18 protein-coding genes are annotated in these 21334 nt (G+C 62.4%); 4 read left to right on the forward strand and 14 right to left on the reverse strand.

The window, feature by feature from the left end:
• Window positions 1–122: 122 nt before the first annotated feature.
• The 4 genes from lon to LU688_RS06225 form a co-directional block, all read right to left on the reverse strand.
• Entirely contained in the window at window positions 123–2543 is a 2421-nt protein-coding gene (lon, locus tag LU688_RS06210; RefSeq protein WP_038705567.1) for an endopeptidase La, read from the reverse strand.
• Between the two features lie 153 nt (window positions 2544–2696).
• Window positions 2697–5108, reverse strand: coding sequence for a glucose/quinate/shikimate family membrane-bound PQQ-dependent dehydrogenase (locus tag LU688_RS06215; RefSeq protein WP_094010120.1), 2412 nt, complete (start codon window positions 5106–5108; stop codon window positions 2697–2699).
• Between the two features lie 31 nt (window positions 5109–5139).
• Window positions 5140–6486 (reverse strand): carbohydrate porin, encoded by a 1347-nt coding sequence (locus LU688_RS06220; protein ID WP_094010119.1) that lies wholly within the window; start codon window positions 6484–6486, stop codon window positions 5140–5142.
• Between the two features lie 245 nt (window positions 6487–6731).
• Window positions 6732–8774: a TonB-dependent receptor gene (locus tag LU688_RS06225; RefSeq protein ID WP_232888107.1), complete on the reverse strand. Its 2043-nt coding sequence runs from the start codon at window positions 8772–8774 to the stop codon at window positions 6732–6734.
• A 193-nt stretch (window positions 8775–8967) separates the two neighbouring features.
• On the opposite strand from LU688_RS06225, the gene LU688_RS06230 reads away from it, so the two are divergent.
• Window positions 8968–9189 carry a VF530 family protein gene (locus LU688_RS06230; protein ID WP_046856826.1) on the forward strand — a complete coding sequence of 74 codons (222 nt, stop codon included), beginning with the start codon at window positions 8968–8970 and terminating at the stop codon, window positions 9187–9189.
• A complete protein-coding gene (locus tag LU688_RS06235; RefSeq protein WP_094010117.1) occupies window positions 9189–9815 on the forward strand; it encodes a Pr6Pr family membrane protein in 627 nt (208 codons plus the stop codon). The genes LU688_RS06230 and LU688_RS06235 overlap by 1 nt, the downstream gene beginning before the upstream one ends.
• Before the next feature lie 440 nt (window positions 9816–10255).
• On the opposite strand, the gene fdxA is transcribed toward LU688_RS06235, so the two are convergent.
• Together fdxA and mutS are read right to left on the reverse strand one after the other, a co-directional pair.
• The gene (fdxA, locus tag LU688_RS06240; protein ID WP_023629582.1) at window positions 10256–10579 is read right to left on the reverse strand and encodes a ferredoxin FdxA; all 324 of its coding nucleotides are present in this window, start codon (window positions 10577–10579) and stop codon (window positions 10256–10258) included.
• A gap of 139 nt (window positions 10580–10718) precedes the next feature.
• Window positions 10719–13292, reverse strand: coding sequence for a DNA mismatch repair protein MutS (mutS, locus tag LU688_RS06245; protein WP_232888113.1), 2574 nt, complete (start codon window positions 13290–13292; stop codon window positions 10719–10721).
• 345 nt (window positions 13293–13637) lie between these two features.
• On the opposite strand from mutS, the gene LU688_RS06250 reads away from it, so the two are divergent.
• Window positions 13638–14627 (forward strand): ATP-binding protein, encoded by a 990-nt coding sequence (locus LU688_RS06250; protein ID WP_232888106.1) that lies wholly within the window; start codon window positions 13638–13640, stop codon window positions 14625–14627.
• A gap of 88 nt (window positions 14628–14715) precedes the next feature.
• Window positions 14716–15027: an STAS-like domain-containing protein gene (locus tag LU688_RS06255; RefSeq protein WP_232888105.1), complete on the forward strand. Its 312-nt coding sequence runs from the start codon at window positions 14716–14718 to the stop codon at window positions 15025–15027.
• Window positions 15028–15213: 186 nt separating this feature from the next.
• On the opposite strand, the gene LU688_RS06260 is transcribed toward LU688_RS06255, so the two are convergent.
• The 8 genes from LU688_RS06260 to LU688_RS06300 all read right to left on the reverse strand — a co-directional run bounded on the left by LU688_RS06260 (window position 15214) and on the right by LU688_RS06300 (window position 21287).
• Complete coding sequence (locus LU688_RS06260; protein WP_232888104.1) at window positions 15214–16479, reverse strand: site-specific integrase; 1266 nt, start codon at window positions 16477–16479, stop codon at window positions 15214–15216.
• Window positions 16449–16643: an excisionase family protein gene (gene xisR / locus LU688_RS06265; RefSeq protein WP_182323024.1), complete on the reverse strand. Its 195-nt coding sequence runs from the start codon at window positions 16641–16643 to the stop codon at window positions 16449–16451. The genes LU688_RS06260 and xisR overlap by 31 nt, the downstream gene beginning before the upstream one ends.
• A gap of 190 nt (window positions 16644–16833) precedes the next feature.
• Window positions 16834–17397 carry a DUF551 domain-containing protein gene (locus LU688_RS06275; RefSeq protein WP_232888102.1) on the reverse strand — a complete coding sequence of 188 codons (564 nt, stop codon included), beginning with the start codon at window positions 17395–17397 and terminating at the stop codon, window positions 16834–16836.
• Window positions 17394–17579: a hypothetical protein gene (locus LU688_RS06280; protein WP_232888101.1), complete on the reverse strand. Its 186-nt coding sequence runs from the start codon at window positions 17577–17579 to the stop codon at window positions 17394–17396. The genes LU688_RS06275 and LU688_RS06280 overlap by 4 nt, the downstream gene beginning before the upstream one ends.
• A complete protein-coding gene (locus tag LU688_RS06285) occupies window positions 17576–17776 on the reverse strand; it encodes a hypothetical protein (RefSeq protein WP_232888100.1) in 201 nt (66 codons plus the stop codon). The genes LU688_RS06280 and LU688_RS06285 overlap by 4 nt, the downstream gene beginning before the upstream one ends.
• A 285-nt stretch (window positions 17777–18061) precedes the next feature.
• Window positions 18062–19111: a phosphoadenosine phosphosulfate reductase domain-containing protein gene (locus LU688_RS06290; protein ID WP_232888099.1), complete on the reverse strand. Its 1050-nt coding sequence runs from the start codon at window positions 19109–19111 to the stop codon at window positions 18062–18064.
• Window positions 19111–20790 carry a DNA cytosine methyltransferase gene (locus LU688_RS06295; RefSeq protein WP_232888098.1) on the reverse strand — a complete coding sequence of 560 codons (1680 nt, stop codon included), beginning with the start codon at window positions 20788–20790 and terminating at the stop codon, window positions 19111–19113. Before LU688_RS06295 ends, LU688_RS06290 begins: the two co-directional genes overlap by 1 nt.
• Complete coding sequence (locus LU688_RS06300; RefSeq protein WP_232888097.1) at window positions 20787–21287, reverse strand: hypothetical protein; 501 nt, start codon at window positions 21285–21287, stop codon at window positions 20787–20789. Before LU688_RS06300 ends, LU688_RS06295 begins: the two co-directional genes overlap by 4 nt.
• Window positions 21288–21334: the final 47 nt, after the last annotated feature.

A 21334-nucleotide genomic window follows, 5' to 3' on the forward strand; every position in this document is an offset into this window, starting at 1 on the left:
CAAGTTTGTGTGGTCTACGCGCGCCCTATCGCCGGCAAGCCGGCTCCCACAAGTAGGATACATCCTGCACTTTGTGGGAGCCGGCTTGCCGGCGATAGGGCCGCAACGCGGCCCCGTCCTCTTTAGAACAATACTTTCGCCACGTCGGCAAAGCGCTTGGCAAAGTGCACGCTCAGCCCTTCCTTCAGGTAGTCAGGCAATTCTTCGAAATCGCCACGGTTGGCCTCCGGCAGGATCAGCTCGAAGATCTTCTGGCGCCGCGCGGCGATCACTTTCTCGCGCACCCCGCCGATCGGCAGCACCTGGCCGGTCAGGGTCAGCTCGCCGGTCATGGCCACGCCTTTCTTCGGCGCCTGGTCGCGGGCCAGCGACAGCAGGGCGCTGGCCATGGTCACACCGGCGCTGGGGCCGTCCTTGGGCGTGGCGCCCTCGGGCACGTGCAGGTGGATGAACGCCTCGTTGAAGTAGCCGGGGGTGCCACCGAACTGCTTGAGGTTCGAACTGATATAGCTGTAGGCGATCTCTGCCGATTCCTTCATCACGTCACCCAACTGCCCGGTGAGCTTGAGGCCGCGGTTGAGGCTGTGGATATGCGTGGCCTCGATCGGCAGGGTGGCGCCGCCCATGCTGGTCCAGGCAAGACCGGTGATAACACCCTTACCGGCCAGCACCTGCTCGCTGCGGAACACCGGCATGCCCAGGGCGGGCTCGAGGTCCTTGGCGGCGATCTTGAGCTTGGCGTCCGGGTCTTCCAGCAGTTTGACCACCGACTTGCGCACCAGCTTGCCCAGCTGTTTCTCCAGCTGACGCACCCCGGCTTCGCGGGCATAGCCCTCGATCACCGCACGCAGCGCGGCGTCGTTGATGCTCAGGCTGGTCTTGGCCACGCCGGCCTTGTCCAGCTGCTTGGGCCACAGGTGGCGCTTGGCGATGGCCAGCTTTTCTTCGGTGATATAGCCGGACAGGCGGATCACTTCCATGCGATCGAGCAAGGGGCCGGGGATCGAGTCCAGGGTGTTGGCGGTGCAGACGAACAGCACCTTGGACAGGTCCAGGCGCAGGTCCAGGTAGTGGTCGAGGAAGTCGACGTTCTGTTCCGGGTCGAGGGTTTCCAGCAGCGCCGAGGCTGGGTCGCCCTGGTAGCTCTGGCCCATCTTGTCGATCTCGTCGAGCATGATCACCGGGTTCATCACCTCGACCTCCTTCAGCGCCTGCACCAGCTTGCCCGGCTGGGCGCCGATGTAGGTGCGGCGGTGGCCCTTGATCTCGGCCTCGTCGCGCATGCCGCCGACGCTGAACCGGTAGAACGGCCGGCCCAGGGATTCGGCGATGGACTTGCCGATGCTGGTCTTGCCCACCCCGGGCGGGCCCACCAGCAGCACGATGGAGCCGCTGATCTCACCCTTCCAGGCGCCGACGGCGAGGAACTCGAGGATGCGTTCCTTGATGTCGTCGAGCCCGGCGTGGTGGCGGTCGAGTACCTTGCGCGCGTGCTTGAGGTCGAGCTTGTCCTTGCCGTACACACCCCAGGGCAGGGCGGTGGCCCACTCCAGGTAGTTGCGGGTGACGGCATACTCCGGCGAGCCGGTCTCGAGGATCGCCAGCTTGCCCATCTCTTCGTCGATACGTTTTTTCGCCTGCTCGGGCAGGGTCTTGCCCGCCAGGCGCTGCTGGAACTGCTCCACGTCGGCGCTGCGGTCGTCCTTGGTCAGGCCCAGCTCCTGCTGGATGACCTTGAGCTGTTCCTTGAGGAAGAATTCGCGTTGGTGCTCGCCGATCTGGCGGTTTACCTCGGCGGAGATCTCGTTCTGCAGGCGGGCGACCTCGACCTCCTTGCGCAGCATCGGCAGGACCTTTTCCATGCGCTTGAGCATGGGCACGCAATCGAGCACTTCCTGCAGCTGGTTGCCAGTGGCCGAAGTGAGGGCGGCGGCGAAGTCGGTCAGTGGTGACGGATCGTTGGGGCTGAAGCGGTTGAGGTAGTTCTTTAGCTCTTCGCTGTACAGCGGGTTGAGCGGCAGCAGCTCCTTGATCGCGTTGATCAGGGCCATGCCGTAGGCTTTCACCTCGTCGGTGGGCTCCGCCGGCTGGCGTGGGTAGTCGACCTCCACCAGGTAGGGCGGGCGGTGGTGCTTGAGCCAGGTGCGGATGCGCACGCGGGTCAGGCCCTGGGCGACGAACTGCAGCTTGCCGCCTTCGCGGCTGGCGTGGTGCACCTTCACCAGGGTGCCGTATTCGGGCAGGGCCTTGGTGTCGAAGTGGCGGTGGTCTTCCGGCGGGGTGTCCATGAAGAACAGCGCCAGGGAGTGGTGCGGGGTCTTGGCGACCAAGTCGAGGGTTTCGGCCCAAGGTTCTTCATTGACGATCACCGGCAGCACTTGCGCGGGGAAGAACGGGCGGTTGTGGATCGGGATCACGTAGACCTTGTCCGGCAGCTGCTGGCCGGGCAGGGCGAGATGGTGACCGGGTGCGGTCGAGGGATCGAGATGTTCGACTTCGCTGTGTTCGTCGGGGTGTTCCGGGAAATCCTGCTGGTCGCTCATGGGGCACCTGCGTGAATGGCTATGGTGCTTAGATGGGGCGGTGGTTGGCAGGTTTCAATGGTAGACGAAGGGGGGAGAACTGCGGGGGAAACAATAGCGGGGCAAGCCCGCTCCCTCGATGGGAGCGGGCTTGCCCCGCGACAGGCGTGACGCTTACTCAGCCAATTTGTAAGCGATGATGTAGTCGCCCATTTTCGTACCGAGCGAGCCATGGCCGCCGGCGGTTACCAGCACGTACTGCTTGCCATCCTTGCCGGTGTAGCTCATCGGCGTGGCCTGGCCGCCGGCCGGCAGGCGAGCCTTCCACAGCTCCTGGCCGTTCTTCACGTCGTAGGCGCGCAGGTACTGGTCCAGGGTGCCGCTGAGGAAGCCGACGCCGCCGGCAGTGACGATCGAGCCACCCATGCTTGGCACGCCCACCGGCATGCCGATCGGCACCGGGGTGCTGTCACGGGTGGTGCCGTTCTTGTGTTTCCACACCACTTTGTTGGTGAACAGGTCGATGGCTGCCACGTAGCCCCAGGCCGGCGCCTGGCACGGAATGCCCAGTGGCGACATGAACGGGTGCATGGTCACGGCGTACGGCGCACCGGTGTTCGGCTGCACGCCGCTGGTCTCGCTTTCGCGCTTGCTGCCTTCGGCGACCTGCTCGCGTGGGACCATCTTCGACACGAAAGCCATGTAGTTCGGCGAGGTGAAGAGGATCTGGCGCACCGGGTCGACCGAGACGCTGCCCCAGTTGAACACGCCGACGTTGCCTGGGTAGACCAGGCTGCCCTGCTCGGACGGCGGGGTGTACTGGCCTTCGTAGCGCAGGCTGCGGAACTGGATGCGGCAGAGCATCTGGTCGAACGGCGTGGCGCCCCACATGGCCTGTTCGGTCAGGTCAGGGCCGAGCAGGTTGAGGTCGGAACGGGCCTGGGTCGGCGCGGTATGGTCGCCCTTGACCGCGCCTTGGGGTACCGGGATCTCGCGGATCGGCACGATCGGCGTGCCGTCGCGGCGGTCGAGCACGTACAGGCTGCCTTGCTTGGTCGGCACGATGACCGCCGGCTTGACGCCGTCGTCGGTCTTCAGGTGCACCAGGGTGGGCTGGCTGCCGACGTCCATGTCCCACAGGTCGTGGTGGGTGAACTGGTAGTTCCAGCGCGCCTTGCCGGTGGCCAGGTCCAGGGCGACGATGCCGGCGCTGTACTTCTCGGCGCCCGGGGTGCGGTCGGCGCCCCACTGGTCAGGGGTCTGGTTGCCCAGCGGCAGGTAGATCATGCCGAGGTCTTCGTCGACGCTGGCGATCGACCACATGTTGGCCGAGTTGCGGCTGTAGAACTTGCCGTCGGCCAGGGGCTTGGTGTCGTCGGGGTTGTTGCTGTCCCAGTTCCACACCAGGTGGCCGTCGTGCACGTCGTAGGCGCGGATCACGCCGGACGGCTCGTTGGTCGACTCATTGTCGGTGACGTGGCCACCGATGATCACCAGGCTGCGGGTGATCGCGGCCGGGGAAGTGGAGTAGTAACCACCGGCGGTGAACGGGCCGATGCCACGGGTCAGGTCGATCACGCCCTGGTTGGCGAAGCCTTCGCAGACCTTGCCATTGTCGGCGTTGATGGCGATCAGGCGGGCGTCGGCGGTGGGCAGGTAGAGGCGGCGCGGGCAGGCCTGGGCCACGGCCTGGCCTGCGTCGGTGATCTTCGGCGCGGGGCTGCCATCACGGCTGACGTAGTTGTTCTCGTCATAGTACGAGACGCCGCGGCAGGTCATGTGGGCGAAGCCCTTGAAAGTGCCGGTGGGGCTCTTGACCTGCGGATCAAAGCGCCAGATCTCGGCGCCGGTGTCCGGGTCCAGCGCCAGCAGGCGGCTGTGGGCGGTGCAGGCGTAGAGCATGCCGTTGACCTTCAGCGGCGTGTTCTGGTTGGTCAGCTCCACCGGGTCGTTCTCGGTCGGCAGGTCGCCGGTGCGGATACGCCAGGCCTCTTCCAGGCGGTAGGCGTTCTGCGGGGTGATCTGGCGCAGCGGCGAGTAGCGGTCGCCGTGCTCGGTGCGGCCGTAGGCCTGCCATTCACCGTCGGGCATGGCCGGGGCGGCGCTGCCCATCTCGCTGTTGTCGCGGGTGAACTCGCCACGGATTTCGCCCGGGTGAGTGAACTGGCTGGCCACGGCAGTGGCGCCGGAGGCGACCACGGCGACGCTGAGCAGGGCGGTGTTGACCTTGGACGCAGGGCCGACCAGCGGGCGGCGCGCCCACGGCAGCAGCAGGACCACGCCGATGGCGAACCAGATGGCCAGGCGCGGCACCAGCTGCCACCAGTCCAGGCCCACTTCCAGCAGAGCCCAGGCGGTGCTGCCCAGCAGTACCAGGCCATACAGGCCCAGGGCGATGCGCCGCTTGGCCAGCAGCAGGATGCCGGACAGGGCGAAGCCGATACCGGCAATCAGGTAGTAAAGCGAGCCGCCCAGCTGGCTCAGCTTGATGCCGCCGGCCAGCAGGGCCAGGCCCATCAGTAGCAGCAGCACGCCCATCAGGCGCGGTAGCCAGCGGGTTCCATTCTTGGCACCGTCAGTGCTCATCGTCTGTTCTCCGTAGTGTGAAAGGGTCGGGTTAGAAACTGCTCTGGATCTTCAGGCCGCCGATCAACGCGTCGTCGACCCGCGACACCCCGCCCGGATGGCGGATGTACTGCAGGTTCGGGCGTACGGTGAGCCAGTCGGCCAGGTGGATGCCGTAATAGAGTTCAGCGCTGTACTCGGTGTCCTGCACGGGCAGGAAGCCGGGATTGTCGTAGTCGTCCAGGCCGTTGGCCTGGTTGCTGAGGCGGGCGTTCTTGCGATAGCCGGGGTTGACGTGCACGCGGGCCAGGGCGAAACCGATGTCGTCCTTGGCGCGGGCATCGAACGGCCCTTTGTAAACCACACCTGCCTGCACATAGTTGTCGATGGCATTGGTCTTCTTGTCGTGCACCGTGGCGTTGGCGAACAGGCTCAGGCCGCGGGACTGGTCGGAGGCCAGCGCGGTCACCTGCTGCTGGGCGCCGAGCCACAGGCCGTGCTTGCTCGAGCTGCTGCGATAGGCGGCGCCGCTGATGGCGGCGGGCGTACCGTTGCTGTCCTTGAGTACATCCTGTGCCTTGGCATTACTGTAGTAGTAGCCGACGCGATATTCCCCTTTCAGGCCATTGACCCGCGGGCTCCAGACCAGTTCGATCGGCATCACCGCGCCCTGGGTGCCACTGCCGCTGAGCTTGAAACCGTTGCCGCTCTCGAGGTTCGAGGGGTTCTGCTCGAACACCCCGACCTGGGCGTAGAGCGCGTCATCGAGGTTGTAGCGCACGCGCAGGGCCCACTGGCTGACCGGCCAGTTGTACCAGATGCCGCCCACCCAGTTGCCCACCTGCGAGCCGCAGAACGCCAAGTTCTGGAAGTCGCAGGGGAAGCTGTTGAAGTCCTCGCCCTCGCCGAAGCGGCCGAATTTCACGTCCAGCGCGCCATCGAAGTACTTCTGCTTGATCCACATCTGGGTCAGACGCCAGGTCTGGCCACGGCCCCAGACTTCCTGGGCCGAGGTGAAGCCGCCGACGCGCGGGTCGTTGATGCGGTCGTTGCTGATGTTGTTGCCGTGACGTTCGGTGACGGTCAGCTGCACCTCGGTGTCGTGCCAGCCGAGGATCTTCTGCAGGTCCATGTTCACGCCGAAGGTGAACTGGTCACTGTAGCGTGCGGCGCGGTCGTGACTGTAGCCGCCGTGCAGATTGCTGCCCATCTCGCCGGTGTAGCCAAGGGTGAAGTCGTAGCCCTTTTCCAGCAGTTCACTGCGGGTACCGCCCCAGTCGCCGAGCATCCACTTCGAGTCCTTGGCGAACATTTCGCCAGCACTGGTGGTAGGGGAAAGGGCACCGAGCAGGGTGGCGAGGGCGAGGCCGGAGTAGCGGGTATTGGACAGCTGGAGCATGAGATAGCGCTATCTTTTGATTGTTGAGGAAACGGCAAGCGCAACGAAGTGCGAGGTCTTCGAAGGGAAATGGCTGCGATGGGTATCGAGTGAAGCGATTCAGCTTGCGGCGGGGAGGATATAGGGGAAGTTGTAAGAAAAAAAGACAAAATGTCGCAGGGGATTGTTGCTGATGGGGTAACAGTCCATCGGCCCTCGCCGGGTAGCCCACCCCACAGTGGGAGAGGGCTTACCCTGCGATAAGGTCAGAACGAGGTGCGCAAGCCAACCTGCACACTACGCCCCGGCGCCGGCGCGATATCGCGCAGGATCGAGCTGGCATAGCGCACGGTCTGGTCGGTGAGGTTCTCGCCGCGCACGAACGCCAGCCATTCACTCTGGCCGATGTCGAAGCGATACCCCACGCTTGCGCCGAGGGTGGTGTAGCCGTCGGTGCCGGTTTCGTTGGCCGGTTTGCGCCGTTGCGACGCGGCATGCTGCACATCGACCCGAGCCTGCCAGCGATCCAGTTCCCAGACTAGGCCGCTGTTCAGGCGCAGTGGTGCGATACGTGGCAGCGGCTCGCCGCTGTCGAGGTTCTTGGCCCGGGTGTAGTCGCCGGACAGTTCCAGGGCGAAGCTGCCGTAGCGATTCTCCAGCAACTTCCAGCGGTCCTGGGCCTCGATACCGTAGAAGCGTGCGCGCACACCCTGGTAGGCATACTCGGGGATATCACCGTGATCGTGATCATGGTCATGATCGTCGCCATGGTCGTGATCATGCCCTTCACGCAGGTTGCCGGTGCCGATCAGGCCGATGTAGTTGCGAAAATGGCTGTAGAACACACCGACGCTGCCCTTGTGGGTGCCGTTGTCGAAGCGCAGGGCCAGGTCGCCGGAGATGGCTTTTTCCTTGTTCAGGTTCGGGTCACCGATCTCGTAGGCGCCGGTCGCCACATGGGCGCCGTTGGCATACAGCTCGTAGAAGGTCGGCGCGCGCTCGGTATAGCCGAGGTTGGCGGCCAGCGACCAGACCGGGTCGAGCTGGTACACCGCGCCCGATGACAGACTGAAGGCATTGAAGCTGCTGGCGCTATCGGCTCCTGCAAATGTTTCGTTGCCCTTGGCATCCGGATCGACCCGGGTATGTTCCATGCGCGCGCCCAGGCTCAGGTTCAGGCGCTCGGTGGCCTGCCATTGCTCGAGCAGGAACAGCGCCAGGCTGTCGGTATCGGTGTGCGGGACAAAGGCTTCCTCGCCCAGTGCGGAGAACTCGTTGCGGCTGACCTGTGCACCGATCACGCCCTCGACCGGGCCCAGCGGCTGGTGGCAGGCTTCGATGCGTGCTTCGTAGCCCTTGTTCTTGAAGGTAGTGTGCACTTCACCGCTTTCGATTTCACGGTGCTGGTAGTCGGTGTAGCCGGCATCGACCTTCACCGAGCTGAATGGTCCGTCGAGATCGCGCAGCTCCGAGGCGAAGCCGTAGTGGTCCTGCTGCATGTCCAGGCGCACGCCGGGCTCGGCTACCGAGCCGTAGTTGCTGTCATAGCGGCTGTAGGACAGGCCGGTATAGCCGTGATCCCAATGATAGGAACCGCCTATCGCACCGCCGTCCTGGCGTCCGTCGCTGTTCTTCAGGCGGTGCTTGCTACCGGGCTCGTCGGCGTCGCGCACCTTCGAGCTGCGGGCATAGCCGGGGATGCGCAGGTCGTTGAACTGGCGACTGTTGGCATCCAGGTGCAGGGCGAAGGTGCCGTTGCCGGCCTCCAGTTTGCCGGCACTGCTGCGTGTGGTGTCGGCACCGCCGTAGCGCAGCTCGCCGGCGCCATGGATGCCGTCGATGGGCGCGTCGGGGATGCGGTTGTCGAAGGTGTTGACCACCCCGCCAATGGCGTTGCCGCCATAGAGCAGGGCGGCCGGGCCGCGGACGATCTCGACCCGCTCGACGGTCACCGGGTCCAGCGGCACGGCGTGGTCGTAGGACAGCGACGAGGCATCCAGGGCGCCGACGCCGTTGCGCAGGATGCGAATGCGGTCACCGTCCAGGCCGCGGATCACCGGGCGGCTGGCGCCGGGGCCGAACCAGGTGGAGGCAACACCAGGCTGTTTGTTGAGGGTCTCGCCGAGGCTGCCCTGTTGCTGCTGCAGCAGGTTATCGCCTTCAAGGACGGTGGTGGGGGCGGCCAGCTGGGCGTTGCCCAATGGGTTGGCGGTAATTACCTGGGGTTGCAGTTCCACCGCCTGGCTGGAAGTCGAGGCCAGCCAGAGCGCGACGGCAAGGGGGGAGAGGTGCAGCGGCATGTGACGCATGGGGATGTGGCGTTCCTTGGCAGATTCTTTGTGTTGTTACAATATAACATAACTATTTCAGCACAAGGCTTTCCGTGCTTGCCAGTGGTTTTTGCATCGTCTTCAGCCGGGCTGTGGCGGGCCAAGCAACCTCGATCCCACCCGCTCGCTACACTCGTGTAAGGTGCGCACCTTCCCGAACCTGGAGCACTGCATGAGCACGGCCAACCATAACGCGCTGCACGGCAAGACCCTCGAACAGATCCTCACCGAGCTGGTGGCGCACTATCAGTGGCAGGGCCTGGCCGAACGCATCGATATCCGCTGCTTCAAAAGCGACCCGACGATCAAGTCGAGCCTGACCTTCCTGCGCAAGACCCCCTGGGCCCGGGAGAAGGTCGAGCAGCTTTACGTGAAGCTGCAGCGCAAAGGCTGATGCCGCGCCGGCCTTGGCTTGCCCTGGCGGCCGTTCTTGGCTGGGCGGGATTGGCGATCCAGCTGTACCTGGTACTGCTGGCACGTTGGCAGGAACAGGCCAGCCTGATCGGCGGGATGGTCAACCTGTTCTGCTATTTCACCGTGCTCAGCAATACGCTGGTGGCCACGGTGCTGAGCCATGCCGCGTTTGGTCGTGATTCGGCGGCCAGGCGCTGGTTTCTTTCCCCGGCGATCAGCTCGTGCGTTGCGGCCAGTATCGTGCTGGTGGCGCTGGCGTATAGCCTATTGCTGCGACACCTATGGCAACCCCAGGGCTGGCAGTGGCTGGCGGACGAGTTGCTGCACGACGTGATGCCGCTGCTGTTCATCCTGTACTGGTGGTTCGAGGTACCTAAGGGGCGGCTGCGGCTCTGGCATCTGGCAGCCTGGGCGCTGTATCCGATGCTGTATTTTGCCTTCGTGCTGCTGCGCGGGCATGAGATCGGCGTCTATCCCTATCCGTTCGTCGACGTGGCGCGGCTTGGCTATGGGCAGGTGCTGACGAATGCGGTGGGGGTGCTGGCAGGGTTCTGGGCCATCGGGCTGGTACTGCTGGGGCTTGACCGTTGGCGAGGGCGGCATTGAGGAGGGAGGAGTCCATGACACCCTCAGCAAAAGTGTTTATTTCGCCACCCTCGTAGTATCGCGTGTAAGCATTCGCTTACTCATCATGTAAGTGATCGCTGTAGGGATCAGTAAATCAATGTCGTTTCTAATGGCATACTTTTTCTAAGTGCATGAAATATATAATTTTTATAAATATCAGAAGATGTTTCGCCTGAATCATCCTGAGATATTCGCTGCTTGTAGCAAGGCGGGGAATCGCTAGTATTCGAACTGTGTCTACGGACTGACACAGGCTATCAAGGATGATGGCCAAGGACATCGCGGGACGCGATTCATCAGGATGATGATTGGGACATACAGGGACTACGGAAAAAATGTGGGCGGGTCAAACCGCCCCTTTTTTTGCCTGCTGAAAATGAAAAAAGGCCCTCGCGGGCCTTTTTCGTACCTGGGCGCTGTCAGCGCTCAAGATCAGCGATCTTGCCAGGCTTGCCATCCCACTCTTCGGCGTCCGCCAGGGCGTCTTTCTTTTCGGTGATGTTCGGCCAGATCTCGGCCAGCTCGGCGTTCAGCTCGATGAAGTTCTCCATGCCGGACGGCACTTCGTCTTCCGAGAAAATCGCCTGGGCCGGGCACTCAGGCTCGCACAGCGCACAGTCGATGCATTCATCCGGGTGAATCACCAGGAAGTTCGGGCCTTCGTAGAAGCAGTCCACCGGACAGACTTCCACGCAGTCGGTGTACTTGCATTTGATGCAGTTGTCGGTGACGACGAAGGTCATTTCTAATTCTCTCCTCAGGCGACGGCAGCTTGCCCTTCCTTCCAGGGCAGCGCGGTTCACGGTGCTGGCTGCAGACCAGGCTAATAACCTGCAGCCTTCGCAAACCGCGCCGGATTCTACCAGCTTGCGCGGTGGGCCGTTATAACAGGTTTTTCAGTTGATATAGCATTTCGATAGCTTGGCGCGGCGTCATGTCATCCAGGTCCAGCTTGCCCAGCTTCTCGATGGCCGGGTGTGGCAGGCTGGCGAACAAGTCGCTCTGGTGGGGCACGTGGGGCATATTGTCCCGCGGCGTTGTAACTGGCGCTTCATGGGGCAGGCTGGTGGTCTCCAGCCGGCCCAGGTGCTCGCGGGCCCGCTGGATCACCGCCGCCGGCACGCCCGCCAGTTGCGCCACGGCCAGGCCGTAGCTCTGGCTTGCGGGGCCCGGCAGCACATGGTGCAGGAACACGATGCGTTCATTGTGCTCGGTAGCATTCAAGTGCACGTTGGCCACCAGCGGCTCGCTGTCCGGCAGCACGGTCAGTTCGAAGTAGTGGGTGGCGAACAATGTGTAGGCGCGCAGTTGGGCCAGGCGTTCGGCGGCGGCCCAGGCCAGCGACAGGCCATCGAAGGTACTGGTGCCGCGGCCGACTTCGTCCATCAGCACCAGGCTGCGGTCGGTGGCGTTGTGCAGGATGTTGGCGGTTTCGCTCATCTCGACCATGAAGGTCGAGCGCCCGCCGGCCAGGTCGTCGCTGGAGCCGATACGGGTGAAGATACGGTCCACCGGCGACAGTTCGCAGGCGGCTGCCGGGACGAAGCTGCCGATATGCGCCAGCAGCACGATCAGCGCGGTCTGGCGCATGTAGGTGGACTTACCGCCCATGTTCGGGCCGGTGATGATCAGCATGCGCGTGCTGTCGTCAAGGCCCAGGTCGTTGGCCACGAACGGCGTGGTCAACACCTGCTCGACCACCGGGTGGCGGCCCTGCTCGATGCGCAGGCACGGCTCGTCGACGAAGCTTGGGCAGTTCAGGTCCAGGTTCAGGGCGCGTTCGCCCAGGTTGCTCAGCACATCCAGCTCGGCCAGCGCCGCGGCGCTGTCCTGCAGTGGCGCCAGGTGCCCGATCAACGTTTCGAGCAAGGCATCGTAGAGCATCTTCTCGCGAGCCAGGGCACGGCTCTTGGCCGACAGCGCCTTGTCCTCGAACGTCTTCAGCTCGGGGGTGATGAAGCGTTCAGCGCCTTTGAGCGTCTGCCGGCGGATATAGTCGGCGGGAGCCTGTTCGGCCTGCTTGGTCGGCAGCTCGATGAAATAGCCATGCACGCGGTTGTAGCCGACCTTGAGGTTGGCCAGGCCCGTGCGGGCCTTCTCACGGGCTTCCAGGTCGATGAGGAACTGGCCGGCGTTCTCGCTGATCGACAGCAGTTCGTCCAGTTCGCTGTCGTAGCCGGTCTTGAGCACGCCACCGTCGCGGATCACCGCCGGCGGGTTGTCGATGATAGCCCGCTCCAGCAGGCCGGCCAGCTCCGGGTAGGTGCCGGTGATCGCCGCCAGGCGCGCCAGGTGCGGAGCCTCCAGCTCGGCCATGGCGTTCTGCAGCTCGGGCAGTGCGCCAAGGGCGTCGCGCAGGCGTGCCAGGTCACGCGGGCGGGCGTTGCGCAGGCCGATACGCGCGAGAATCCGCTCGATGTCGCCGATTTCCTTGAGCTGCGGCTGCAGCTTTTCGAAGCGGTAGCCGTCGAGCAGGCAGCGGATCGAGTCCTGGCGTGCCTTGAGCACCTTCAGGTCGCGCAGCGGACGGTTCAGCCAGCGGGTCAGCAGGCGGCTGGCCATGGCGGTCTGGCAGCGGTCGATCACCGATTGCAGGGTGTTGTCGCGGCCACCGGCCAGGTTGATGTCCAGCTCCAGGTTGCGGCGGCTGGCGGCATCGAGGATGACGGTGTCGTCCAGGCGCTCGTGACGCAGGCTGCGCAGGTGGGGCAGTGCGGTGCGCTGGGTTTCCTTGGCGTAGCTCAGCAGGCAGCCGGCGGCGCCAATGGCCAGGGTCAGCTTGTCGCAGCCAAAGCCCTTGAGGTCCTGGGTGGCGAACTGCTGGCAAAGGCTCTTGCGTGCCGAATCACGGTCGAAGTCCCACGGGGCGCGGCGCCGGGCGCCACGGCGCTTCTCCGCTGGCAGGCCCTGTGGCCAGTCATCCGGGATCAGCAGCTCCACCGGGTTGATGCGCTCGAGCTCGGCCAGCAGGTTCTCCCAGCCCTTGATCTCCTGCACGGTGAAATTGCCGCTGGTGATGTCCAGCACCGCCAGGCCGAACAGCCGCTCATCGCCGAGCAAGGCGGCAATCAGGTTGTCGCGACGCTCATCGAGCAACGCCTCGTCGCTGATCGTGCCCGGGGTGATGATGCGCACCACCTGGCGCTCCACCGGGCCCTTGCTGGTAGCCGGGTCGCCGATCTGCTCGCAGATCACCACCGACTCGCCGAGCTTGACCAGCTTGGCCAGGTAGCCTTCGAGCGAGTGGAACGGAATCCCGCACATGGGAATCGACTGGCCCGCCGACTGCCCGCGGGCGGTCAGGGTGATATCCAGCAGCTTTGCGGCTTTCTTTGCATCTTCGTAGAAGATCTCGTAGAAGTCGCCCATGCGGTAGAACATCAGCTGGTCCGGGTGCTGGTTTTTCAGCTTCCAGTATTGCTGCATCATCGGGGTGTGTGCGGAAAAGTCAGAAATTGCTTTATTCATCAATAGCTTAGGTGGTTCGCAGTATGTGTGTGGGGCAAATTAGGGGCAATTGCTTTGCAGGAGATGCCTCTACAGCCCATCAAGCTCACAGCCCGTCACCCGCTAGTGAGGTGTGTGACCCGTTTGCTTGGCAATACCTGCAAGGTTAACACGGACAGCCAGGGGCCAGCACTCGGTGGTGGCTTGCTGGGCTGGGGTTTTCCGGGTTGAGCCTTGGTTCGACTTACTAGGGCCGCTTGTCGGCGTAGCCACTCACCATTGGAAGGCTTCTTGAAACGGTGATGGCGAATCGATATAGTCGATCGCCAAAAAATTTCGCAAGGATTTGCAAGCGTGTGGGGAATGAATATGAGCTTGTCGGATGATGCCATCCATTTCCCGAAATCGCTGAGCGAGTCAGACCCTGAGGCACTTTTTCGTTTCTGCGCTAGTCTCAATGCAGGTACTGACAATGTGACTTTGGATGCTTCGGAGCTCTGCTTTATTGATCCTCTGGGGTTAGCAGTGCTTAGGGCTACCTTGGAATGTCAGCCGGTAGGGAGAACGTTCCACGTTCGCTTCATGCCGAAGGACATGATCAAATATTTCGTCCGAATGGATTTCTTTCAAGGTCTCAGTGTCGAGGGTGTCGATGTTGAGAGCGGGAGAAATCCAGAGGGTGAGCCTGATAGCTGCGTCGAGCTGCAGAGGGTGGTAGACGGGCAGTCAGAAGCGATCGCCTCTCGACTGGTGCAGGCTATGATCGGCCAGACGGCAGAAAATGCTGACCCACTGATGGAGGCTTGCCGTCGTCCAATTGAGTATTCTCTTAAAGAATTGCTTGAGAATGCATTGTCTCATGCGAGGAAAGAGGGGAATTTTGGGTCGTCAGTTTGGGTTGCGTGTCAACATTTTCGCTCGAATGGTGTGGTACGGTTGGCCATTGTCGACAATGGTTGTGGGTTCCTCGCGACGCTGAAGCGACATCCTGAGCTGGCTGAGCAGACAGATTGCGCAGCGATTCAGGCAGCTTTGAAAGAGCGAGTGAGCTGTAACCGCGGACCTCTGGTTGGCTATGAGACTGATAGCCAAAATCAAGGGGTAGGTTTGACGACTACAGCTAAAATTGCTGGGGCGGCTGGTGGATTTTTAGTAGTAGCCAGTGGGGATGCCTGGCTGCGTACGGATTTTGGGCACGACCAAAGCAGTAGCTTGATTGAGTGCCCATGGAAAGGAGTTGCGATTTCTTTCCACTGTAACCGTGATCAGTTACCGCAAGTCGACATCCCATCACTGCTGCCTGCAGTGGAGGATGATGTAGGTGACGAAATCAATTTTGACTAGCCCTCAAGCGAGGGGGTAGGTTGCAGAAAACGAATTTTATTCTGAAGCGTACGATACGAGGTACGCTGACATTGCCGAGGGAAGCGTCATGCAAACGATCAATCTAGCGACTGGGCGAGAGTCCATAGGAACGCTGGGGATGAGAGCCTCTGCCGCACCATTTCGACAGGAAATCGAAGGGTGCATCGGAAACGGATCCAAGATTGCGATCGATTTTTCTGGTAAGGATGCTACACAGTCATTCGTGGATGAGCTGATTGGCGGCTTGATTCTCAAGCACGGCCGGATAATCTTGTCCTCGATGACGTTCAAGAACTGCTCAGATGACGTCAAGTCCATTATCAAATTTGTCGTCAATGACAGGGTTCATCAGAGAGAATCAGAGCGCGCAATCGCCTGAATCCCCGTTACAAAAAAGCCCCTCACTGTAGGGGCTTTTTTGTGGGCGATTGAATGGCTGAGATCAGGCTTGATAAATTTTCTTGACATGGGTTCTAATAGATATCAAGGCTGGTTCTTCATGCAAAATCGCTCACCAGGTCGCCTAGCGGCAAAGCCGCGACGGCGACCTGGTGAGCCGAAATCTTCACCTTTCAATAGCTCCTTTTTTCGCAGTTGCTACTCGTTGAATGCCATCCCAAATTCTAGCCAGCTCGGTAGGCGATTCATCATCCATCCATTTTGCGTATACCTCGACCAGCATTGTGAAGTCCTTGTGCCCCATCTGCTTCGCGATGAATGCTAGGTTGCCCCTTGCCGTGAGGCACCAGCAGGCATAGGTGTGACGTGTCTGATACGGGCGCCTTGGCCGGATGCCAGCGCGACGCTGAATTCCTGCCCATTTCGTGTTCCAGGCGGTTGAGACGAACCACTCATTGATCACCCTCTTCCTTGCCTGCGTGCTCGGGGATAGGAGCGGGGTTACCGACTCATCTCTCCACTCATGCCGGTTGTGGTACACGCGAATGTCCCGCTTGGGGTGCTTTTCCACGATTGCGATCAGTGTTCTGCAGGCCTCGATCGCGGGCTCCATCAGGAGCACCGTGCGGGGCTTGCCTGTCTTAGGGAGCTTGAATGTGCCGTTGGCAGTGATCGCCCTGGTTACTTCGATCTTCCCAGCCTGCAGGTCGATGTCTTCCACGGCCAGCGCGCAGAGTTCACCGGGCCGCAGGCCGGTGTAGACGGCAAGCGTGGTTGCCGCGACATCTTGAGGGTGCAGGCAACCTTTCGTGACGATCAGGTCGAACTCCTCGTGCGTCAGTGGATCCGGCTCTTTCTCGCTCATAGCAAAGCGTGTGCACGCAGCTGCGAGCCCTGCCACGCAATACTTGTTGCTTTCACACCAGGTGAGGAAGCCGGCGAAGGTGGCCAAGTAGTGGTTGGCGGTCGATGGTGCGCGGGTCTCGACCAGTTGTGCTCGGAGTCGGTGGATATCCTCGGGCAGCAGGATGCCTGCGAGTCGATCCTTGCCCACCAAGTCGACGCATATGTCGATGGCGTAGGAGTACTTCTCCTCGGTCATGGGAGTGATGTCGATGGCCTTCAGCGGCTTGTAGCGTTCTGCCAGCGCCTCCAGGCGCTCGTCCTTCGCGCTGCTGTAGTTCCCAGCATGCTTCGAGTTCGGGAAGTGGCGCCCATACTCAAAGGTGTTGGTCTTGATTTCGTGAAGAATCGCCGCCCTAAGTAGGGCGGCATGTTTAATGTTGGCTTTGGTCACCGGCAGGCCAAGGGACTCACGGCAGCGGATGCGGCGCCACATAAAGGCGATCCGCAGGTTGCCGCCGTGTATCTCGATGCCTGTGTGCTTGGCCAGCTCGGCCTCTAGGCCACTTGAGGTGCGCTCTCGGCCCACTTGTCGTATTCCACCATATTGATTGCGATGCGACCGTCGGGGGCTTTTCGCCAGATCCGACCCTGTGGCCATGTTCCGTTCTTTACCTTGTGCTCGATGGCGTCGACGCTGTAGCCGGTGAGCTCGGCGGCGCGTTTGATCATTACCCAGCGCGGAGTGCTCATGCGCGTCTCCCCAGCTTTCGTTTTGCGGCCACGTTTGCCATGTACGTCTCCCATTTGCTGCTCTCACGCTGCTGGCGGATCTGGCTGCAGTTGGCGTGTCGCCGGGTTGATCTGCCATTGCCGTAGACATCACAGATGGCAGGCAGATCGAGGCCGTGGATGGCCATGCGAGGCCTGATGGTTGTTTGGCTCATGGCTGACGTCTCGCCGGCGCCGGGAGAGGCTGCCATTCAATTACCTTGTTGCCCCAGAATTCAAAGTGCCCCTTCCGACTGCGGCTGCCTTTGTTCCATACGGCGCAATCCGAGATTCGTCGCCCTTTGGGATCCGTGATGGTAACGATTACTGCCATGCCATCCAGCTCGGCGCCCGGTAGTCGTTCAGTACACTTAATCCATTGGCTGCTGCTCTCATTGCGTTTTGCCGACTCGTCTTCAGCTTTTTTGATCTCGCGGCGTGCGGGCGGCACAGTTGCCTGGGCAGGAGAGGTGTTGAGGTCGGGCTGCTCGCCCTCCGCCTTGTCGAGGCTGCGGCAAGACGCTGCACCGGCGCATGGGAGGCCGGCGAGCAGGATGCTGCTCTCGGGCTTGCAGCCCTCGGTGTTCACCAGGCGGTGGCGCTCGATCTCGGCGATCAGGCCCAGCACCGTCGCGGGCGCCACTGCCGTGCCATAGTCATTCAGGGTCACGCCGTCGTATTGGTTGGCAGCAGCAGCGGTGGCAAGAGCCTTCAGATTGGTGAGGTCGATGGTCATGCCGTAGCCCTCCGGCTGATGATGAAGCCAGCTGCCTGGCGGGTCTTGGAGCACTGGTCGTGGTTACCCTTCACGCGAGCCGTGCCGCAGATGTCGCAGATGAACGACATGGCGGGACGCATCATGGGCTGCATGCCATGGCGCGGCCGGGTGGTCGGGGTGTAGGTCTGTGGGGTAGTCACATCGAATACCTCTCTTGCGCGCGGCGGGCGTTTGGGCTCAGGGCCAGGTGCTCGTAGCCGGTGAAGTTGTTTACAGTCGGTGACGTGCCTTTCTGGGTGTTAACGGGGGCTGGCCGGAGGAGCTGGATCAGGGCTGCGACCAGCGCGCAGGCCAGGATCAGGCTGACCAGCTGCCAGGTGCGGGTTGGGTTAGGCACGCTTGCGCCCCCTCTTCAGTTGAGTGGCGACCTGTTTGCTGGCTAGTTCGAATAACTCGTTGGGGGAAACCGGAGTGACCGACTGCTCGCAGTTGTGCACGGCTTCTAAGCGAGTGCGATACAGCCCGGCCTGGCCGAGCCAAGCGGCTGCGTTGTGTTCGGCGTCGGACACTGGGCAGCCGTGGGTTCTAGGGACAGTGCCTTGGTGGGTGCGCCTGCACTTCCTGCAGTGATACAGGCCGCCGTCGTCGCCGTCGCTCATGTACCAATCATGGCGGTTAGTGCTCATGCTGCCTCCAGGGGGCTTTCGTGCGCCCAGCTGCTGTCGCAGAGGCCGTAGGCGCTGGAGCAGGCTGAACTGTCTGCTTCTCCATCGCTGGCGATTAGGTCGTACTGGATCCCTCCACGTGTGGTGCGGGACCACTCGACTGTTTGGTGGATGTTGGCGATGGCAACGAGCTCGGCCGGGGTCATGCCCTCAGTTGGGCCTCGCTGATGCTTGGCATTCGCGGCCGCAAAGAACGTCGCCCCGCCACGCTTGCTAGCCCGGCGGACCAGGTCCTCCCAGTGAGCGATTCGCTCGATGTGCTCGGGGAAGCGAGCTGCGATCTCTCGCAGTTCACCTTTGCGACAGTTGATGCATGGCATGCATCCAACTCGCCCCATGCCCTGGCTGTAGAGGGGATTGGGTTTGATGCCTTGGTACTTGTGTGCTTCGAACACGGCCTCTACCGGCCAGTCGAGAATCGGGCGGTAGTTGTAGAGTCCGCCCCCTACCTCGTCCAGTTCGGGTAGGTAGCGTCGGACGTCCGACTCCTCGCGGCGCACTCCCTGCCATGACAGGACCATGTTCCTGCCTTCGATTAGCGGGAGTATCACCTGTTCTACTATGACGTTGCGTTTAAGCTCTTCGGTGCAAAACTGCGCCTTTCGGGAAGGGAACCGGCCTTTCCAGAGGCAGAGGTCAAGGAATGGCACGCCAGTGGGCTGCAACACCTGCAGTGCGCTTTCGATGATGCTTTCGGCGACGCCTTGCTCGCGCCACTTCGTGTTTATGAACTCGCGCTTGCGGGCGATCTGCTGGGTGAAGTCGGCCCGCACTGTGCGGATTGAAATTCCGGTGGCCGAGACCAGGTAATCGACATACTCAAGCGTCGTCTCATGTTCATTGCCGGTGTCGGCGAAGACCCCGCTGAGATTGGGTACTTCCAGTGCTCGCGCGAGCAGCAGGGTTGCGGTGCTGTCCTTGCCGCCCGACACGCTGACGATGTTGAACTGATTTCCAGCGAGAAGATCGACGGCGTAGCCTGGGGCCAGGCTTGATGCGCTGTTCATCAAGCGGCCTCCCGCTGAGCCACGCTCAGGCCGACGGCGATGGGGCGTACCCAAATCGGCATGCTGCTCAGCACGAAGGTTTCGCCCAGGGCGACCAGCAGCAAAGTGGTACCCATCACATCCGCTACGGCCTCTGCAGCGTGCGGAGGCACGGCGTTGCCGATGCGCTCGCGCCACGCTTGATCGCTCAGGCCGTCCAGCTCAAGTTGTTCCTCCGGCTCCACCAGGCTCTGGATCGCGGCCAGCTCGAAGGTAGTGAAAGGGCGGTGCCATGTCCCATCTAGTGACTCGATCACGCAGGCCAGGCGGTCATTGGCCGCGGGTAATCGCGGGTCGGCCACGCTCCAGCGGCCATTGTCATGCATAGCGCTGGCGGATACGGCGCCGGCCGGACCGTTCCATGGCACAACGCCGTAATGCCCGCCGGTGAGGTAGGCATCACCCTTGGTGCGGCGCATACCGGGGCGTGGGTCCTGCACGGCAAAAGCGCCTTGGCCAGTCGTGCTGCCAGCTATGACGGTCCCCGCAGGGCTGTCATACGGAGTGACCTGGTACTTGCCGAAGCCAGCGCCCGCTCTACGCGGATCGGCAACGCTGAACGTTCCCTGGCCGGGGCTTTTCACACCGATCACCGCGCCGCTGGTGTCTTCCCAGCGGCGAACGCCGTACTGCTGGTACTGCAGCGCGCCGGTTTTGGCGCGTGGGTCTGCTACCGAGAACGCGCCATTGGTTGGTCGGGACTTGCCGGCCACAGTTCCTACGGATTTCTCCCAGGCGTTCACTCCCAGGTAGCCGGAATAGGCCTCGGGGACGATCACAAAGTCGCGCAAGTAGCCGTCCTCGATCGCCAGATCATTCAGGCTGCGCCAATCCTTGCCGGCTTCGACCAGGGCGAGGCGTACCCAGGTCTTCCATTGCAGTGCCGGCACGCGGTGCATTGGGCCTGCTGCCTCGACGTCCCCGGCCAGGGGCATGCGGCCGAGAATGTCGCCCACGGCTCGCAGGGACTTCTTCTCTGGTTCGTAAAGGAACGGCGGTACTTTCTCTACATGGCGTGCGACAAGCAGGAACCGCTTGCGGCTTTGGGCCAGGCCGCCGATAACTCCGCAATCGTGCGTGGTCTCGGCGACGGCGTAGCCAAACTGGGCCAGTAGGCTGTTGATCTGATCCAGCAGGTGCCGCCCACGGGTGGCGAGGCGCGGCACGTTCTCAAACACCAGCAGCGGTACCGGATCGTCGGCCCACGCTTCGCAGAACAGCCAGATGCAGCGCAGGGTCAGCTCGTTGAGGGCCTGGTAGCGAGGTGTTTGGCTCATCGTTTCCGACAGCAGCCCGCTAGCGCCCTTGCACGGGGAGCTTATGAACACCGCGTCGGGGCGCTGGCCACCAGCTGCGCGGCGGATGTCTTCCGGCGTAGCCTCGCGCCACCCAGGTGGCGGTTCCTTGCCGTGGAAGCGGGTGTATTGGTCGCGGGTGAACAGATCGATCAGGGTGCCCTTGACGCCCGACAGGCGCTCGAAGTCGGCCAGGCCGGCCGGGTCAACGTCGACGCCGCCGATGCACTGCCAGTCGGCCTGCAGGTTGCCAACGATAGGCTTAGAACGATTGAACCCTTTCGCCCCCCCGCCCAGGCCGCAGCACATGTGGAAGTGCTTCAGTGTGTGCTTGCGCAGTGTCATGCTGCGGCCCCCGCTGTTGCAGCGCTGGCCGGTGTGCTACGCAGTTGATGGTGCACGCGTACTGCGAGGGCCTGAATGTCCTGTCGCTGCTGCAAGGCGCGGTTGCACCATGGCTCAGTTCCTTGGACGGCCTTCCACGTTTTCTCAGCCAGGGCCAGCGTCTCGACAGCTTTGATCATCAGGTCGTAGTCGGCCCTGGTCACGGGCATGCCGGTGTAGGACATGATCCGATCTTCGAGCTCCGTGATGGTCCGCTTAAGCGCAGCTACGGCCAGATGGTGCTTGCGCTGGTCTGCCTCGGTCTGGATGCGAGTCTCGTCCAGTTCCTCTCGGAGAGTCTTGAGCTGCAGTTTGAGGTCGGCTCTATGGTGTTCCTTGCCTATCTCTACGCCGCGGTTGAAGGCACGGCTGCGCGCCTTCGAGAACAGGTATGGCGCGACGATCAAGGTGACAAGCCAAATGATGCCCATGGCGAGGACAAGTTGGTGCGGTTGCATGTGCTGTGCTCCGAAAAGGCCCGCCACCGGTAAGTGTCAGAGTCGGT

It is taken from the genome of Pseudomonas soli, from assembly GCF_021283165.2.
Lineage (GTDB): Bacteria > Pseudomonadota > Gammaproteobacteria > Pseudomonadales > Pseudomonadaceae > Aquipseudomonas > Aquipseudomonas soli.

Bases quoted from the DNA above. Each gene is read 5' to 3' on its own strand.
- xisR (WP_182323024.1), bottom strand. From the start codon at position 16,643: ATGAGCACTCCGCGCTGGGTAATGATCAAACGCGCCGCCGAGCTCACC.
- LU688_RS06295 (WP_232888098.1), bottom strand. From the start codon at position 20,790: ATGACACTGCGCAAGCACACACTGAAGCACTTCCACATGTGCTGCGGC.
- LU688_RS06275 (WP_232888102.1), bottom strand. From the start codon at position 17,397: ATGACCATCGACCTCACCAATCTGAAGGCTCTTGCCACCGCTGCTGCT.
- LU688_RS06300 (WP_232888097.1), bottom strand. From the start codon at position 21,287: ATGCAACCGCACCAACTTGTCCTCGCCATGGGCATCATTTGGCTTGTC.
- LU688_RS06220 (WP_094010119.1), bottom strand. From the start codon at position 6,486: ATGCTCCAGCTGTCCAATACCCGCTACTCCGGCCTCGCCCTCGCCACC.
- LU688_RS06255 (WP_232888105.1), top strand. From the start codon at position 14,716: ATGCAAACGATCAATCTAGCGACTGGGCGAGAGTCCATAGGAACGCTG.
- LU688_RS06215 (WP_094010120.1), bottom strand. From the start codon at position 5,108: ATGAGCACTGACGGTGCCAAGAATGGAACCCGCTGGCTACCGCGCCTG.
- LU688_RS06225 (WP_232888107.1), bottom strand. From the start codon at position 8,774: ATGCGTCACATGCCGCTGCACCTCTCCCCCCTTGCCGTCGCGCTCTGG.
- LU688_RS06230 (WP_046856826.1), top strand. From the start codon at position 8,968: ATGAGCACGGCCAACCATAACGCGCTGCACGGCAAGACCCTCGAACAG.
- LU688_RS06235 (WP_094010117.1), top strand. From the start codon at position 9,189: ATGCCGCGCCGGCCTTGGCTTGCCCTGGCGGCCGTTCTTGGCTGGGCG.
- LU688_RS06290 (WP_232888099.1), bottom strand. From the start codon at position 19,111: ATGAACAGCGCATCAAGCCTGGCCCCAGGCTACGCCGTCGATCTTCTC.
- fdxA (WP_023629582.1), bottom strand. From the start codon at position 10,579: ATGACCTTCGTCGTCACCGACAACTGCATCAAATGCAAGTACACCGAC.
- lon (WP_038705567.1), bottom strand. From the start codon at position 2,543: ATGAGCGACCAGCAGGATTTCCCGGAACACCCCGACGAACACAGCGAA.